Genomic DNA, 19,073 nt, shown 5'->3' with positions numbered 1-19,073 from the left:
CGATAAACAGTGCATATGAAAGAACTCTTGCAAAATATCCGCGACAACAACATATTGCTGGAAGTGGTAGAAGGGAAACTCCAGGTTTATGCCGGAGAGGATGCCATCGATCCGGCATTGTTGGCGGCGATCCGCGAGCGAAAGGAGGAACTGTTGCAGTTCCTGCACGACAATGAGCAGCCGGCACAACAGGTAGCTTACGCAGCGCCCATTCCCTTGACGGGTGTGCAGGATAGTTATCCGCTCTCTTCCGCGCAACGCAGGTTGTGGCTGGTGGGACAGGTAGCGGCAGGCAGTCAGGCTTACCATATGGCCAGGGCCTACCGCTTGCAGGGCATGATAAACGAGCAAGCTTTCGAGGCCGCTTTTGTACAATTGCTGGCGCGGCATGAAAGTCTGCGTACGGCATTCCGGGAAAACGAAGAGGGGGAGATCCGGCAATGGATACAGCCGCTATCGGATTGCGGCTTCGTGTTCTTGCACCGGGACCTGAGCAGCCGGGAAGATGGAGAAACAGTACTTGCCGCAGCGCTGCAGCAAATGGCGACCCTGCCATTCGATTTTGCTAATGGGCCACTGATCAGGGCGGGTCTGTTCCGCCTGGCGGCGGAGGAATGGGTGTGCTGTTATGTGATGCACCACATCGTTTGCGATGCCTGGTCGCTCGACATCATGATCCGTGAATTACTTGAATGCTATACTGCGCATACGGAAGGGCGACAGCCTTCCTTGCCGACAGCGCGTCTTCAGTATAAAGACTATGCCGTTTGGCAGCACGAACTGTTGCGTGCCGGCGGTGACCGGCAACACGCTGCCTACTGGGCGCGTCAATTGGGCGGTGAATTGCCCGTACTCTCCCTGCCCCTCGATAAACAGCGGCCTGCTGTACGGTCTTATGCAGGAGGCATGGTGCAGGCGCTGCTCGATAAAGAACACGTAGCATCGCTACAGGCATTGCTGCAGGCAGAAGGATGTACCTTGTTCATGGGCTTACTGGCACTGGTCAACGTGCTGTTGTTTCGCCACACGGGTCAGCACGATATCATTACCGGTAGTCCTGCGGCCGGCCGCGAGCATGCAGACCTTGAAGACCAGGTTGGCCTTTACCTGAATGCGCTGGCCCTGCGCACCCGATTCGAGCCGATGGAGGGATTCGTGTCGTTGCTGCAACGCGTGCGGCAGGTTACCCTGGAAGCCTACGAACATCGGTATCACCCCTTCGATTTGCTGGTATCGGAACTGGGATTGCAACGGGAGTCAGGCAGGAATGCCCTGTTCGATGTGTTCATAGACCTGCACGAGGGCGGTGTCGATCCTGGCAGGCAGATCGGCCATCTGCACGTAGGGCCCTATGAAATGGGTGCCCATCGTGTCAGTAAATTCGATCTCACGTTCATGTTCATGCAATCGGGCAAGGAGCTGCTCCTGTCTGTTGAATACAACAGTGATCTTTTTGAACGGGCTACCGCCTTGCGTATAGTACAACAGGTCAATCACCTGTTGAGCGCCATCGTCGCCGATCCCGCGCAGCCGATAGCCTTACTTGATCTCCTGAGTGGGGAGGAAAAAGACAAGCTGGTAGCATTTGGCCGGGATACTGCCGCTGCTGCCGCCTGGAAAGCACCCGTTGCTTGTATAGAGGAGCGTGTGCGAATATCACCGGACGCTACTGCCCTCGTTGGTAACGGTAATACGCTTACTTACCGGCAACTGGATGAACGGGCAACACAGCTGGCCCATTACCTGATCGACTCTTGTGCCATTCGGCCCAACAATGTGGTTGGTATCATGCTGGGCCGTTCGGAGTACCTCGTGATCGCCTTGCTGGCCGTGCTAAAGGCTGGAGCTGCTTATGTGCCCATAGATCCCGACTATCCGGATAGCCGTAAAGCGTTCATGATGGAGGATACCGGTCTGCAACTGCTCCTCACAGAGACGAATCAGTTGTTTCAGCTCGCTGGGTATACGGGCAACCTGTTTGCCATGGACGCACAACTGGACACGCTCACAACACCGTCGACGGCAACAGGCGTCGTTACGCAGCCGGATGACCTGGCCTATGTGATCTATACGTCCGGCTCTACCGGTAATCCTAAAGGATGTTGTATCTCCAACAGCAATCTTTCCAGTTATATTCAATGGGCTGCCAGTTACTATTTTCAGTATAAACCGATCCATGGGTTCCCGCTGTTTACTTCCCTGACCTTCGATCTGACCGTTACCAGCATTTACTGTACGCTGATGCTGGGTGGCACGCTGACCATTTATGATCAACAGCAACACCTGGGAGATACCTTACAGCAGGTATTCAGTAATACTGCGATCGATACCATCAAGCTGACGCCTTCTCATATTAATCTGTTGAAGCAGCTGCCGATCGGATCGTCGCAGTTATCCTGTGCGATCGTGGGGGGAGAAGAATTGACGATGGACCAGGTCGATACCTTGAAAGCGATCAATCCGGCGATGCGGGTGTACAACGAATATGGTCCCACGGAGGCAACGGTCGGTTGCATTGTTACGGAAGTAGCAGGTCCAGGACGCATACTGATCGGAAAGCCTGCGGCCGCTGCGCAGATCTATATATTGGATGCGTACGGAGGATTGTGCCCGGTGGGCATACCAGGCGAGCTATACATTGGCGGTGCGGGCCTCGCCCTCGGCTATCTGAACAACGCAGCGCTTACGGAGGCGCGCTTCCTGACAAATCCCTATACGGGCAAAGGCCGTGTGTATAAGACGGGCGATCTGGCCCAATGGCTTCCCGATGGCAATATCCGGTTTCTCGGCCGCCTGGATGATCAGGTAAAGATCAGGGGGTATCGGATTGAACCGGGAGAAATAGAGCAGGTGCTTTGCCGCCACGAAGCAGTGGAGGCTGCTGTGGTGGTTGTTAAAGAAACCAGGCCTGGTGAAAAAGAGTTGGTAGCCTACGTAGTGATCGATGATGCCGTCACGACCGACAACCTGCGGGGATGGCTCACGTCCTTGTTACCAGCCTGGATGATCCCGGCAAAATGGGTGCAGCTTGCGCGTTTGCCGTTGACCTCGCATGGTAAAGTGGATAAAAAGCAATTGCCAGCGCCTGACGAAATAGCTGACGGGGCACGCAATCCATACACAGCTCCACGTTCGGACCAGGAGCGGGCCATGGTTGCCTTGTGGCAGGAGGTGCTCGGCCGGGCGCCCATTGGTATCGATGATGATTTTTTTGCCCTGGGCGGCGATTCCATCAAGGCTATTACATTGGTCGTACATGCCCGTAAGCAACTGGGGATGAAGATCAGTGTGCATGAGCTGTATGAACATCCCACCGTGCAGTCGCTGACGGAGTCGCTGGCTGTCCCTGATCTTACCAATGCACCCAATACCGTAGAAGAGTACCTGCAGGCCGGCCATGCCGCCATAGCTGCTTTTGCTGCCGGCATCGAAGAGGAAGATCTTACCAAAAAGATATTACCCGCTGTTTATGAAGATATTTATCCCGTAGTGCCGATCGAGCAGGGGATGATCTTTTCGTCCCTGCTCAATCCGGCCGAACCGGTGTATTATGATCAGTTCTCTTTTATCATCCGGATCGATGATGTCGACCGGTTCCTGGAGGGGTTGCACCGTCTGGTACAGCGTCATGCTATTCTCAGGACCCGGTATTTTATGAGCAGTTTCAGCCGCCCTGCAAAAGTAGTGCTGCCCGCATTGGAGTTGCCCCTGACCTATGAAGACCTGAGCGCGTTGACGACCGGGGAAAAGACAGTCCGGGTACAGGACTATGTGCGCATGGACCTCGACAAGCGGCTGCGGTTCGATAATGAACTCCTGTGGCGGATTAACCTGTTCCGGCTGGAAGGGGACCGGCATTACATTACCTACAGCTTTCACCATGCGATGCTGGATGGCTGGAGTGTGTCGGTATTTAAAACGGAAATTGCCAATTATACCGGCGGGGAACCTGCTCCTTTGAAACACAGCTACAAGGATTATTGTGCGATCACCCTTGGCAGGCAGACCGGCAGCGCAACAGCATCCTATTGGAAAAACCTGCTGCAGGGTTATACCCGGAATAAACTTCCTTTCAATTATAAGGGTACCAGGATCAGTGATGCCACCGGGATGCTGAAAGTGCAGCGACCCGTGAGCCGCGAGTTGCTGCTACAATTGACAGCGCTATCCGAACAACAACAGGTTTCCTTCAAAGCGATCTGCCTGGCGGCCCATATTTGTCTGCTGCACATCATCTGCGCCGAACAGGACGTGGTGACGGGGGTAGTGACCCATGAGCGGCCGGAGATCGAGGATGGTGAGAATATGCTCGGTTGCTTTTTGACCACCATTCCGGTACGCATCGATCTAGGTAAGTGCACAGACCTGTTGTCGCTGGTAAAACAGGTCAACGAATACCTCATTACTGTCAAGGCACATGAAGTGCATTTGAGTGATATAGCCCGGTTCATCGGCGATAAGACTTCCGTCGGCAATCCTGTTTTCGATACGATCCTGAACTATACGGATTTTCACCGCTTCGAAGACGTGGGGGAAGATGCGCTGATCAATATACTGGAGGCTGGTGAAAAAGTGTCGGACCTGGAGGTGGCACACGAGATGACCAATACGCTTTTCGATGTGGAGGTTGGTAAAACACTGGACCGATTTACGGCACGGATCAAATATGCGCCCGCTTATTTTGAGACCGAAGCAGTGGCTTATGCGCTGGAACTGTATATCCGGATACTGGGCGCTTTTGCGCAGCAGGTGCATACTCCTTTGGTGGCGCTCGACCTGCTGACAGCAGATGAAAGGACCAGCTTGCTGACCACCTTCAACGATACAGAGCAACCCTATGAACAGGCGATGACGCTGGATAAGCTGTTTGAGCGGCAGGTTGCGCTGACGCCCGGCGCTGTGGCGCTGCGGCAGGATGGGGTAGGACTAACCTACCAGGCAGTCAACGAGGAGGCGAACCGCCTCGCTGCCTGCCTGCTTGCAAAGGGGGTACAGGGTGGCGATAATATCGGCATCCATGCGAGCCGCAGTTTCTCTATGATCATCGGGATGTATGGTATCCTGAAGGCAGGCGCGGCGTATGTACCCATCGATCCGGACTATCCGGCAGATCGCCAGGAATACATTGCCCGCAATTCGGCCGTGAAGCTGGTGGTCAGCGATGCCACGACATTTGCTACCGCGGCATTTGACGGGATTGATATGCTTTTAATGAGTCAGGAAGCACTCGCAGACTTCCATCCGGGCAATCCCGGCATACTGCACAGCAGCCGTGAGCTCGCTTATACCATCTATACATCGGGATCGACAGGCCGACCCAAAGGCGTGATGATCGAACACCATGCTGCGGTGAACCTCGTCGATTGGGTCAATAAAACCTTTCAGGTGGGGCCGGAAGACCGGATGCTCTTCATCACGTCTATGTGCTTCGATCTGTCGGTGTACGACATATTCGGCATTTTGTCTGCCGGTGGTACCGTAGTGATTGCCCGCCAGGAAGAGGTACAACAGATCGGCAGGCTGAAACAATTGCTGCTCGAAGAACGGATCACTTTCTGGGATTCGGTTCCTTCTACCATGCATTACCTGGTCGGTGAGCTGGCGGCAGCCAACGACCCCTTCCGGCAAAACGATCTTCGCCTCGTCTTTCTTAGCGGTGACTGGATACCCGTAAAGCTGCCCGATCAGATCCGCGCTTACTTTCCGGCCGCTTCGGTCATTAGTCTTGGCGGCGCCACAGAAGGAACGGTGTGGTCCAATTACTATCCCATCGAAACGGTATTGCCCTCCTGGGCAAGTATCCCTTATGGTCGTCCTATCTGGAACAATAGCTTTTATATTTTGAATGATCATGGACAACCGGTGCCGAAAGGCGTGGTGGGTGAGTTGTACATCGGTGGAGTAGGTGTGGCGCGGGGCTATGCCAATGATCCGGAGAAATCGGCCGCGGCTTTCAAGCCCGATCCTTTCAACGATCGCCTCGGTGGCGTCATGTACAAAACGGGTGACCTCGGGCGCTTTCTGCCGGATGGTAACATGCAATTCCTGGGCAGGAAAGACAACCAGGTTAAGATACGGGGATTCCGCGTAGAGTTGGGCGAAATAGAAAGTGTATTGCAAAAGCATGAGCAGCTGAAAGGGGCCATTGTTCACGTATACCAGGACGGCAATAACATGAACCAGTTGTGTGGCTACCTGCTGCGCAGCGATGAACCGGATATTCCGGCCATTAAAGACTACCTGAAGAACAGCCTGCCTGCTTATATGGTGCCGGCCCACTTCCTGCTGGTGGAAGCGTTTCCGCTCAACAGCAATGGGAAGATCGACCGGAAAGCATTGCCCCGGCCAACAGAAAACGAAAGCCTATTGCTATCAACCTATCTCGGGCCTGTAACCCAACTGCAGGTGCAAATCGAAAAGATCTGGGCCTCTATTCTCAATGTGAACAGGATCGGTATCCGCGATGACCTGTTCGAGCTGGGCGCCAATTCCCTGTCTGTAGGTGCTTTTGTCAATCGCTTGCAGCGTGAGCTGGACGTTACCGTCAACATGCGCAACGTATTCGTGGCGCCCACCATCGAAGCGATTGCAGGCGAAGTGGAAAAGATCAGGTGGGCCAACGGTGAATTGTTTGATGCCGACGCTATTGCTAATACTGAAACATTTTCGATATGATCGCTGAGCTGTATGAAACCCTGAAAACGTTAAAGGTTCGTGTCAGGGTAATAGATGGCCGTCTCGATGTACAGGCGCCGAAAGGTGCGATGAACAGCGAGTTACTGGCTGCCATCCGCCTGCACAAAGAAGCACTGATCGGTTTTATTCAATCCCACCAGAAAAATAGCCAAAGCCTGCAGCGCATTCCGCGTGCGCCGGAGCAGGCGGATTATCCGCTGTCTTCCGCGCAGCAGCGCCTGTGGGTACTGAGCCAGTCGGAGCAGGCGAGTATCGCCTACAATATGTCGGGTGTGTACCAGTTGGAAGGCGACCTGCATCCTCATTTGCTGGAATCGGCTTGCCGGAGTGTTGTGGAGCGTCATGAGAGTCTGCGCACTGTGTTCCGGGAAAATGAGGAGGGAATCGTACGGCAATATATACTTCCGGCGGATAGTGCATGGCCCGGCATCCTGTGTCGTGATCTGAGAACAGTAGCATCGCCGGAGACAGCGCTGGTCGAAGGGCTGGAAAGCCAGCTTGCCCGACCCTTTGCGCTCGATCAACCATTACTTTGTTTGTACCTGTACCAATTGACTGATAACCAATGGGTGTTTGCGTACGTGTTGCACCACATCATCTGCGACGGCTGGTCCATCAACCTCCTGATACGCGAGATCATTACGGTGTATAATGCTTTACAACAACGCCTGCCGGATCCCCTGGCGCCGCCGGAACTACAGTATAAAGATTATGTAGACTGGCAGCAAAAACAGGTAGCCGGTAACGACAGTCTGCGTACGTACTGGTTGCAGCAATTTAAAGGCGATCTGCCGGTATTGCCATTGCCCTCCGACCTGGTACGGCCTGCGGTGAAGACTTTCAATGGTGAATACTATGGTATGGTGCTGGATGAAAAAGTGGTCGGTGCACTGAAGGCGCTCTGCCGTCAGCAACAGGCTACTTTGTATATGGGACTGCTGGCCGCCTGTTACACCCTTTGTTGTCGCTATACAGGGCAATCGGATATTGTGATCGGCAGCCCGGTCGCAGGCCGGCAACATACCGATCTCGAAAGCCAGATTGGTTTTTATGCAAACACACTGGCATTGCGTACCAGTTTTTCAGCGGAAGAGGGGTTTGATGCCTTGTTGCAAGGGGTAAAGCAAACGGTGACCGGTGCTTATGAACACCAGGCTTATCCCTTCGATGAATTGGTAGAGCAATTGAGCGGTCAGCGCGACATCAGCCGCAACCCCTTGTTCGATATACAGGTATTGCTGCAAAATGCCGATCCGCAGTCCCTGCAGCAATTGGAAGGACTGAGTATAAAAAAATTTGAAGGAGCTGCCAAATACATCGGCGCCTTCGATATGGTACTCAACTTTGTCGAGTCGGTAACAGCGCTCGAGTTACGGGTTATTTTCAATCCCGATGTATATTCCTATGGTAATATTGAGCGGCTCTGCCAACACCTGCAGCAATTGCTGGCAGCGATCGTGCAGGCACCCGCTATGCCCTTGCAGCAGCTCGATTACCTGAGTGTTGAAGAAAAAAGGCAGGTGCTCCATGTGTTCAATGATACGCAAGTGAACTTCGGTGGCGCACAGGATGTGATCGGGTTGTTCAGGAAACAGGTTGCTTCCATTCCGGATGCCCTGGCGGTCGTGTATGAAGGCGTTACGCTTACTTACCGGCAACTCGATGAGCAATCCGATCTGCTCGCAGCATGCCTGCAGCAGCAGTATCAGGTGGGTAAGGAAGATCTGGTAGGTGTGATGATCGAACGATCGGAAAAAATGATGGTGGCTGCTTATGCCATTTTGAAGGCAGGGGGTGTGTACGTGCCGATCGATCCGGAACATCCGAGAAACAGAAAGGAATTCATATTCCGGGATACCCGCCTCAAGGTGTTGCTCACGCGCACCGATCTTATTTTTGACCTGGATTATTACGACGGCGCTTTGCTGGCGCTCGATATTGAACTTACCGGGGTTGTACCGGATGTTATTCCGGCTCAACCCGCCATCGATGGTGCACAGTTGGCCTATGTGATCTATACTTCGGGATCGACGGGTGAGCCCAAAGGCGCGATGATCACACACGCCTCACTCGCCAACTCCATGCAGGCGATGAATGCTGTTTATGAGATCAGGCAGCGGGAGAAATTCCTGCAGTTCTATTCCCTGTCGTTCGATGTTTCGGTTTTCGAGATCTTCTCGGCACCTGTGGCGGGTGCGGAGATGCACATTATTAAAGACGAAGACCGGAAGAACCCTGCATTGCTCGAAGCTTTTCTGATCGACCGGCAAATTGAAATAGCCGGCCTGCCCACCGCCCTGTTGCACCAATTGCAGATCGATCAACTTACCTCCCTGAAGAAATTAATCGTTGGTGGGGAGCCTTCCAATCCTGAAGATGTAGCTGCCTTTATCAAGACCGGCACTTTATTCAATGCTTATGGTCCTACGGAAACAACCATCTGTGCCAGTTTGTACCGCATCGATCAGGGAAGCCTCCTTACGCATAAAAATATTCCCATTGGCAGGCCTATTGCCAATGACAGGATCTATATACTGGACAACCAGGGCAACCTGGTGCCGGTGGGCGTTGTGGGTGAACTCTGCATCGGTGGTATGGGGCTGGCCCGCGGTTACCTGAACCGGCCCGACCTGACGATGGAGAAATTTGTACCCAACCCTTTTGTAACGGGTGAGCGGATATACCGCACCGGTGACCTTGCGAAGTGGTTGCCGGACGGTAACCTTGTCTTCATCGGGCGCAAAGATGAGCAGGTCAAGATCAGGGGTTATCGGATAGAAGTGGGTGAAATAGAATTTGCCTTGCAGCAATATGAAAGTATTGATGGGGCGTTGGTCGTGGTGCGGGAGCTTCCCGACGGCGGTAAGGAACTGGTGGCCTATCTGATCGGTAATGCCGATTTGCAGGCGCCTGCTTTGCGCAGCTGGTTATCGAGGCAATTGCCGGCTTATATGGTGCCTGCCCAATTCGTTCAGGTGGATGCTTGGCCCCTGACCACGAATGGCAAGATCGATAAACGGAAATTGCCCGATCCTGCTGTGCATGGCTTACGTGGTGGTGCTGGGTATGTAGCGGCCCGTACCGATGCGGAAGAACAGCTGGTGGCAGTGTGCGAGGCGGTGTTGAAGAAGCAACCCATTGGTATCGGTGATGATTTTTTCGTGCTGGGTGGAGATTCCATCAAGAGCATCCAGGTGGTGTCGCGGCTGAAGCAACGGGGGTATAGTTTAACGATCCAGGACGTGTTGCAGTACCCTGTACTGGAAGAACTGGCCGGGCGTATGAGCCTGTCTGGCCGCAGCATTGGCCAGGAGGTGGTGCAGGGAGCGGTGCCGCTGGGCCCTGTACAACATTGGTTTTTCAACAACGGGAGTAAAGCATTTGCTCATTATAATCAATCGATGCTGCTGCGCAGCCGTGGCCCTTTATCGGAGGCTGGCCTGCGTGCAGCGTTGATGGAACTGGTAAAACACCATGATGCACTTCGGATGGTCTTCCGCGCTACGCCGCAAGGGTGGGTGCAGGAGAACCTGGGATTGGCGCAGGGATACGGTTTTACGGTGGTAACAGGAGCGACGGGGGATAGTTTTGTGTCGCATTGTGAGGAGATACAATCCGGTATGGACCTGCAAACGGGTCCGCTGTTAAAAGCCTGTTTGTTCCGTGGGGAAGCGGAGGACCGTTTGCTGTTGGTGATCCATCACCTGGTGACCGATGGGGTATCGTGGCGTATCCTGCTGGAAGACCTGGAGCAGTTGTATGTGCAGCACCAGGCAGGCGAAGCATTGACGCTGCCACTGAAGACGGATGCTTTCCGTGACTGGCAGCTGCAGCAGGGATCGTATGCGCAAAGCGAAGCTTTGCTGCAGGAAGATCAATACTGGTCATCGTTGTCGCAGCATGACTTTGCCTCGCTTCCGGTGGACCGGGAAGGAGGCAGTAACCTGCAGGAGTCGATTGCCAACTGTTCTTTTGCGTTGACGGCTGAACAGACGGAGCGTTTCCTGCTGCGTTGTTATAAAAGTTACCGTACGGGTCCCAATGAAGTTTTGCTGACTGGCCTTGGTCTGGCGCTGAAGCGTGTGTGGGGGTTGAACCGTGTACTGGTGAACCTGGAAGGTCATGGGCGGGAAGACATCGGCGGTGGCCTTGATACCAGCCGTACAGTGGGCTGGTTTACGAGCATGTACCCGGTGTTATTGGATATGGGGCGTTCTGCCGACCGGTTGTTGCAACTGATCGGGGTGAAGGAAGACCTGCAGGCTGTGCCCGGCCGTGGCATCGGTTATGGGATCCTTCGATACCTGCGTGGCCGTGACTATGGCCTTAGTCCCGCTATCAATTTTAATTATCTCGGCGACTTCGGCAGGGGCGGATCTGGTGACCAGGTGCTGGTTCCTTCGGGGGAGGCCCATGGTCGCAACATCGGTGGTGGCTGGCAGCGTGACTGTTTGCTGGATATCACGGGCATCACGGTGGGTGGTCAACTGGGTATCTCGATCAGCTACAGTACCGGTCAATACGATGCTGCCACGATGGAGCGACTAATGACAGCCTACCGGCAGGAGCTGGAAGGGTTGATCGACCTGTTGTCTGATACTGCTGGCGAATACCTGACGCCTTCTGATCTTGGCTATAAAGAATTAAGCATTGGTCAATGCCTGGCGTTGAATACGAAAGGCGACCTGGAAGATGTATATACGTTGAGCCCGTTGCAGGAGGGGCTCTATTACCAATGGTTGATGTGGCCGCAGAGCGGTGCCTACTTCGAGCAGATGAGTTACCGGGTAGCAGGGGTGGTGGATATCGACTTGCTGGGGCAGAGCTACCAGCGTCTGGTAGCGCGTCATGCGGTATTGCGGACGAGCTTCCGGCACGACCTGGGGAATAAGCCTGTGCAGATCGTTCGAAAGGGTGTGTTGGGTGATTTTGATTATGCCGACCGTTCAGGAGACAGCAGCTTTAATGTGGCTGATTGGCGTTCGGCAGACCGGGCACGTGGGTTCAACCTGCAGGAGGGTTCCCAGATGCGCTTGCAGGTGGTACGGGTAGCGGATGGGGAGTATGAGTTTTTGTGGAGTCACCACCATATCCTGATGGATGGCTGGTGTGTGAGTATACTGATCCGTGAGTTCTTTGCGATCTACCATGGGCTGTTGCAGGGTAGGGTAGAGGACCTTCCCAAACCACCCGCCTATGCACAATACATCAAATGGCTCGGCAAGCAGGATAGCGAACTGGCAATGTCGTATTGGAAACAATACCTGACCGGCATGGATACGATGAGCCTATTGCCGGGTAAGCAATCGGCGGATGGAACCGTTTTTCGTCCGCAGTTTGTAGGGTTTTCACTGGATGAACCACTGCGCAAGCAACTTCAAAGGTTGTGCGCGACGCTGGGTGTTACAGAAAGCACTTTTATTCAAACTGCCTGGGCGCTCGTTTTGGCCCGGTATACCAATAGTTCCGATGTAGTCTTCGGTGCTGTGGTATCCGGCAGGCCTGCAGAGCTGGAGGGGGTGGAAGAGATGATCGGTATGTTCATCAATACGATCCCTGTACGGATCGACCTTTCGAATAAGGCAACGGTAACCGATTTGTTGCGGGCTGCTCAACAGGCTTCCCTGGACAACCTTCCCTACCGCTACCTACCCTTGGGAGCCGTGCGGGAAGTTGCCGGGCAGGGCAGGGAACTGTTCAACCACATTATGCTGTTTGAGAACTTCCCCGTGCAGGAATTGGTGCAGCAGGAGGTGGCTGACCAACAAGAAAGCCATGCTATCACTATGACGGGTTTTGAAGTGTATGGCCGCAACAATTTCGATCTTACCATCATGGTGACACCGGGTGATTCCTTTCATATCCGTTTCGACTATAATGGATCGGTGTACGATGCTGCGCAAATGACAGCGCTATCCGGTCATTTTGAATACCTCATCCAACAGATGGTGGAGCAACCACAGGTTGCTCATCAGGAGCTATCCTGTCTCCGGGAAGCGGAGCGCCAGGAGCTACTGGTGTCGTTTAATGCGGTGTTGCCCAATTTCGAGGGATACCGGCCTGTTGTCGACCTGTTTGGGCAACAGGTGCAGCTTCATCCCGAAGCAATTGCGGTTCAGGCGGGCGATGCCAACCTTACTTACTGCGAACTACAGGAACAGTCCGACGGGCTGGCTGCTCACCTTGTATCGGCCTATGGCATTCAGCCGGGCGATCGTATCGGCATCCTGCTCGACCGGTCGGTGGCTATGATCACCGCCATATGGAGTATCCTTAAGGCCGGCGCAGCTTATGTGCCCATCGATCCGGATTACCCACTGGCCCGCCGGGAGCACATCATGGCAGATGCAGGGATCGCTGTATTGCTGACCCAGAGCGACTACCTGTTTGAGCTGGGTAACTACAGTGGGCAGGTGATGGCGCTGGATATACAACTGGATGGGATCGAAGGATCAAGGGCAATGCTTCCCCCGTCACAAAAGGACGGACTGGCGTATGTTATTTATACATCGGGCTCTACCGGCCATCCCAAGGGCGTGGCAATCTCCCATAGCAATCTTTCCAACTACATACAGTGGGCCAATAAGTATTATTTCAAGGGGCATGAGCCAGCTTCTTTTGGCCTATTTACTTCTTTGTCATTCGACCTGACGGTCACCTGTATATTCTGTACATTGACTCAGGGTGGCACACTGACGATCTTCGATCACCGGGCAGACCTGTCACAAGTGCTCACCGCCAATTTTCGGTCACACAGCGGCATCAACAGCATCAAGCTGACCCCTTCGCATATCAACCTGCTCAGGTACCTGCCCCTGCAGGGAACTTCCATACAGCGGGCTATCGTTGGCGGAGAGCAACTGACGGCGGAACAGGTCGATATCTTACAACATATTAATCCTGCCATTGAAATATACAATGAGTATGGACCAACAGAGACCACGGTAGGTTGTATTGTGGCACCATTGAAGAGCGGGGAGCCGGTGATCATCGGAAAACCCATTGCCCATACTCATATCTACTTGTTGACCGATGCAGCAGCTCCTGTTCCGGTTGGTGTGCCCGGAGAGATCTGCATTGGCGGTGCCGGTGTAGCGCGCGGTTACCTGAACAAGGAAGCGCTGACAACAGAACGATTTGTAGAAGATCCCTTCCGCGCCGGCGAGCGCATGTACCGTACCGGTGATCTGGGGAAGTGGCTGCCGGATGGGAATATCGTTTTTATTGGAAGAAAAGATGCACAACTGAAGATACGCGGTTACCGCATCGAGCCCGGCGAAATTGAGAACGCGTTGTGCCGTTCTGGTCAGGTCGATGCTGCATTGGTATTGCCCGGGGTCAATAAAACCGGGGAGCAGGAATTGATTGCGTATGTGACTGGGGCAGCTGACATCGATCCGGTGGCACTGCGTCACCGCCTGTCGCAGCAGTTGCCTGCCTGGATGTTGCCTGCGCATATCTGGGCCGTCGATGCATTTCCCTTAACAACCAATGGTAAAGTGGATAAAGACCGGTTGCCCGTGGCGGGACCGGTGGAGGACGGAGCGGGTGTTTCCTTTGCTTCGCCGCGCAATGAGCTCGAGGAGCAGTTGACTGCTATCTGGTGCGAAGTATTGGGAAGGGACAGGGTCGGTATCGCCGATAATTTCTTCGAGGTGGGCGGTAACTCGTTGCGCATTGTAAAGTTGTCTGCAGCTGTTAGTCAGCTGCTGCAAAAAGATATTTCGGTAGCGCAGTTGTTTGAATATCCCAGTATAAAATCCCTGGTAGAGCATGTGGTGCCTGGCATGGCGGTGGAAGAAGAGCAGGTGGTGGATGCCGGGTTGCTGGTCGATGAGTTTTCTAAATTCAATATCGAAGAGGATGAGTACAGGTAGCCAATACAATGGACTGGAGATAGCCATCATCGGTATGTCGTCGGGTTTTCCGGGAAGCAGCGATCACCGGCAGTTTTGGCAGAACCTGCAGGCAGGTCATGAATCGATCACCTTCTTTTCGAAAGAGGAGATGCGTGCACTGGGCGTTGATGAGACGTTGCTGTCGAACGAACTGTATGTGCCGTCCTGCGGAGCGATCGTGGAGGATAAGGACTGTTTCGACCCTGCCTTTTTTGGCTATACGGCGGAAGAGGCGGCGATGATGGATCCGCAGATAAGGGCCTTTCACCAGCATTGCTGGAGTGCGATCGAAGATGCCGGTTATGCTTCGCAAGTAGATCAGAAGAAGATCGGTTTATTTGGTGGCGCCTCATCCAATGGTAACTGGCAGATGTATGCCTACGCCAGGTCGGGGAAGTCGGAGATAGATCCCTTGTACCGAAAAATGATCACCAATGCCGCCTTCGTCAATACCCTGACCGCTTATAAACTGAATTTACGCGGGCCTGCTGTGTTTGTCGATTCGGCCTGTTCTACTTCACTGGTAGCGATCCACCTTGCCTGTCGCAGCCTGCTGACACGGGAATGTGCAATCGCGCTCGCCGGTGCGGTGTCCATCAAGACGATCCATAAGAAGGGATATTTGTACGAAGCCGGAAAGATCGCTTCGCACGATGGGCATTGCCGAACCTTCGATGCTGCTTCCAGCGGCACATCGGTAGGAGAAGGAACAGGTGTGGTCGTGTTGAAGCGTTTGCAGGAGGCAATAAAAGATAAGGACGCTATTTATGCGATTATAAAGTCTACATCGGTCAACAACGATGGCGGACAAAAACCGGGGTATACCACACCCGGTGTAAAAGGACAGTCGGAATGTATCAGGGCCGCCCATAAACTGGCCAACGTATCCCCTGATTCGATCAGTTATATAGAAGCCCATGGTACGGCAACGCGGTTGGGTGATCCTGTAGAGGTTCGTGCATTGAATGAAGCTTTTGCTACAGGCGGGGCCGATAAGTTTTGCGCTATCGGTTCTGTAAAGACGAATATTGGTCATCTGGATACTGCTGCTGGTGTTGCTGGGTTGATCAAAACGGCGTTGAGCTTGCAGCACCGTCAGTTGCCTCCGAGCCTTCACTTCGAAGTGGCCAATCCGGAGATCGATTTTGCGGGTGGTCCTTTTTATGTAAATACGTCGCTACAGGATTGGGTGCGCCGGGGCGACTGGCCTTTGCGTGCAGGTGTGAGTTCCTTTGGTATCGGTGGCACCAATGCGCACGTGATACTGGAAGAAGCGCCGGCTGTGGAAAGCAGTGACGCGGGACCAGCGAATAAATTGTTGACGGTGTCGGCACGGACGGCACAATCGGTGAAGCGATACCTGGAGAAGCTACAGCACTTTTTAAGCGAAGAACCAGACCTCAACCTGGGTGACCTGTGTTATACGTTGCAGACCGGTCGCAAAGCCTTCGGGTACCGTTGTGCCACGGTTTTCCGCGACCGTGCCGATCTGCTGGATCAGTTGTCCGGTGGGCGGCTTGCGGGGCAGGTGCGCCGCAGTGCTGACCGTAGTGTGGGGATCGTGTTCCTGTTCTCGGGCCAGGGATCGCAGTATGCGGGTATGGGCCGCGACCTGTATGAACAGGATGCGGTGTTCCGTGCTTATATGGATAAAGGGTTCTCGCTGTTGCAATCGCTGACGGGTGAGGACCATCGTTCGATATTGTATGGTGAGGAAGGTGGTAAGATCAACCAGACAAAATATACACAGCCCTTGCTGTTTCTGCTGGAATATGCTTTGTCGATGTGGCTGGGTCAACTGGGGATCGTACCGCGTTATATGCTGGGTCATAGTCTGGGAGAATATACGGCTGCGTGCGTAAGCGGTGTTATCGCTTTTGAGCAATGCCTTGAACTGGTTGTGCGGCGGGGTGCTTGTATGAATGCCGCGCAACCGGGATCGATGGTGAGTATTTCGCTGAGTGAAGCAGCCGTGCAGGTATACCTGCAGGAAGGGTTGTCGCTGGCAGCAGTGAACGGCCCGGAGCAGGTTGTGCTATCGGGTGAACTGGCTGCGATTGACCGGCTGACGCAGGCGCTGGAGGCCGACGCTGTTGTATACCGGGTGTTGCATACGTCGCATGCCTTTCATTCGGCAATGATGGAGGAGGCCGGCACCTCGTTCTTGCCCTACTGGAAGCACGTATCGATCCAGAAGGCTACGATCCCTTTTATCTCCAACGTTACCGGTGGGTTCATAGGCGCGTCAGAGCTGGCGCATGCGGACTACTGGGTGCGGCAGATGCGGGAGGGGGTGCAGTTCTCCAAAGGGCTGCAAACGATCCTTCAACAAGGGAGCCGGGAAGAACTGGTATTTGTGGAAGTAGGGGCGGGCCAGTCGCTGATCAGTTTGCTGAAGCAGCAGCCGGTCGCAGAGCTGCCGGCAGCGTTGAACCTGGTACGTGGTATCCGGGAGCAGGCCGATGACCTGCACTACCTAACGAACCGCATTGGTCAGTTGTGGAGCAGTGGGGTGCCTGTTAACTGGACATCCTGGTACGAAGGGCAGCAGCGCCGCAAGGTATCGTTGCCGACCTATTCGTTTGAACCGGTAAAGTATCCCACCGAAGTGGACCCGGTTAAAAGTTATTTACAGGCTGGTATCAACATAGGTTTTTCCGACAACAAGTCACTAAAAGATTGGGTGTATCATCCGCTGTGGAAAAGAACCATTTTTTGTGAAAAGCAAGTGGTGACTTCCCGTGTATACCTGCTTTTCGGTGCCGATGGTGCATTGGGTGAATCCTTGAAAAGGCACCTGGCGGATGCGGATGGATCGTGCAGGGTGCTGGAGGCTCTTGTTGGGGATGGCTTTTACCAGGAGGGTAATGACCGGTATACGATCAATCCAACGGATCCCGGTCAATTTGATCGGCTGCTGGAAGCTGTTCGGGCGCAAGGTATCGTCATTACGGATATCGTATATGGCTGGGGGATGGGCATCGATCCTCATAAGACCATTGTTGATGAAACGAATGCCGGCGGCTGTCGCCTGTTCTTTTCCCTGGTATGGCTGGTGCAGGCTTTGCTGCGGTCGGGAACCCTGAAAGAAAAGAGGATAGCGGTACTGACGACCGCACTACATAAGGTATTGGGCAACGAAAGCGGCGATCACGGGCAATCGCTCTTGTTGGGATTGGTGAATGTGCTGCCGCAGGAATACTCCGTTACTTGTTTTAATATCGATCTCCCGATGGAAGCACAAGGCGAACCCTTATGGTCTATGCTCGCCGATGAGATCAGGGGGAATGTGGGGGCGCGTGAAAGGATGGTCGCATTACGTAATGGCCAGCGTTGGATACAGGAGTTTCAGAAAAATACCAGGAGCGTAGTCTCCGGGCAGAAGATCCGCCCCGGAGGGATCTACCTCATCACCGGTGGGTTGGGAAATGTAGGTTTTGTGATCGGTAAATACCTGCTGGAACGCTACGGCGTAACGCTGGTGCTCACGGGGCGAAGATCGCTGTTATCGCTTAAGCAGGAAGCAGCTGCGCATTTCCAGGCACTTACTGCGATAAGCGATGCCGTCCATTATTTTCAGGCCGATGTTGCGGACGCCGTTGCTTTTGAACAGGTCGTTCAGGCAGTAGAAACACAACTGGGGGCAATCCATGGGATCGTTCATGCAGCTGGTGTAATCGATGATCATTTTTTCGAACTGGTAGAAGATATTACGCCGGCCAGGGCTAAGACCTTGCTGGCGCCAAAGGTGACAGGCATTGAAAATATCTATAGCATTTTCGGGCATCGTACGCCCGACTTCGTGTGGTTTACCTCCAGCCTTTCAACCGTGCTGGGTGGACTGGGATTTTGCGCCTATGCGGCTGCTAATTCCTATATGGATCACTTCTTGTTGTCCAGATCGGGCGAGCTGCCCAACTGGCGGGGAGTAGGTCTGGGCGATATGGTCTTTCATGAAAAAGATATACGCCGCGAGACCGGTACAACAAGGTCTTGTTTGAGGCCCGATGAGATCATCGAATTGTTTGAATGGAGCCTGGGTCCGGTAGGGACACCTTTGTTGATCCAAACGATAGAGGAACTGAGCAGCAGGATCTATCGTGTATTCGAGGTGAAGAAGGATGTATACCTTGACGAAGTGGTGAACGAAGCAGTTCCTGAAAAGGCGGAGCGCCCACGGTTGTCCAGTCAGTGGCGTGCTGCACAGACGGAGACGGAAAAGCGCACGACCGAACTTTTTGAACAATTCTTCGGGATTACGGGCTTGGGCATCGATGATAATTTCTTTGAACTGGGAGGCGATTCCCTGAAAGCGATGATGTTGCTGAAGCGGATCAGGAACGCTTTCGATATCAATATAACCCTTACAGATTTCTTTCAACATGAGCATCCCGGCGCCCTGGCTGGTTTCATTGACCAGGTAGCGCAGGTGTCGGCGCGGACAGCCCGGACCGGTAAGAAAATGCTGATCTGACGACG

At 53.7% G+C, this 19,073-nt stretch carries 3 protein-coding genes; all 3 read left to right on the top strand.

All coding sequences use genetic code 11. From position 1 onward, the window contains the following. The first annotated feature begins 15 nt into the window (after window positions 1–15). The 3 genes from P2W70_RS23075 to P2W70_RS23065 are packed head-to-tail and all read left to right on the top strand — an operon-like array spanning window position 16 to window position 19,068. Window positions 16–6,675: a non-ribosomal peptide synthetase gene (locus P2W70_RS23075; protein ID WP_276483898.1), complete on the top strand. Its 6,660-nt coding sequence runs from the start codon at window positions 16–18 to the stop codon at window positions 6,673–6,675. After that, window positions 6,672–14,573 (top strand): non-ribosomal peptide synthetase, encoded by a 7,902-nt coding sequence (locus P2W70_RS23070; protein WP_276483897.1) that lies wholly within the window; start codon window positions 6,672–6,674, stop codon window positions 14,571–14,573. The genes P2W70_RS23075 and P2W70_RS23070 overlap by 4 nt, the downstream gene beginning before the upstream one ends. Then, the gene (locus tag P2W70_RS23065) at window positions 14,560–19,068 is read left to right on the top strand and encodes a type I polyketide synthase (protein ID WP_276483896.1); all 4,509 of its coding nucleotides are present in this window, start codon (window positions 14,560–14,562) and stop codon (window positions 19,066–19,068) included. Before P2W70_RS23070 ends, P2W70_RS23065 begins: the two co-directional genes overlap by 14 nt. The last annotated feature ends 5 nt before the right edge of the window (window positions 19,069–19,073 follow it).

The sequence above is a fragment of the Paraflavitalea pollutisoli genome, from assembly GCF_029360705.1.
Taxonomy (GTDB): domain Bacteria; phylum Bacteroidota; class Bacteroidia; order Chitinophagales; family Chitinophagaceae; genus Paraflavitalea; species Paraflavitalea pollutisoli.
Note: the sequence above shows the minus strand (reverse complement) of the source record. Positions and strands in the feature narration are given on the sequence as shown.

Excerpts from the sequence above, each read along its gene's own strand:
- P2W70_RS23065 (WP_276483896.1), top strand. The coding sequence starts at position 14,560 with ATGAGTACAGGTAGCCAATACAATGGACTGGAGATAGCCATCATCGGT.
- P2W70_RS23075 (WP_276483898.1), top strand. The coding sequence starts at position 16 with ATGAAAGAACTCTTGCAAAATATCCGCGACAACAACATATTGCTGGAA.
- P2W70_RS23070 (WP_276483897.1), top strand. The coding sequence starts at position 6,672 with ATGATCGCTGAGCTGTATGAAACCCTGAAAACGTTAAAGGTTCGTGTC.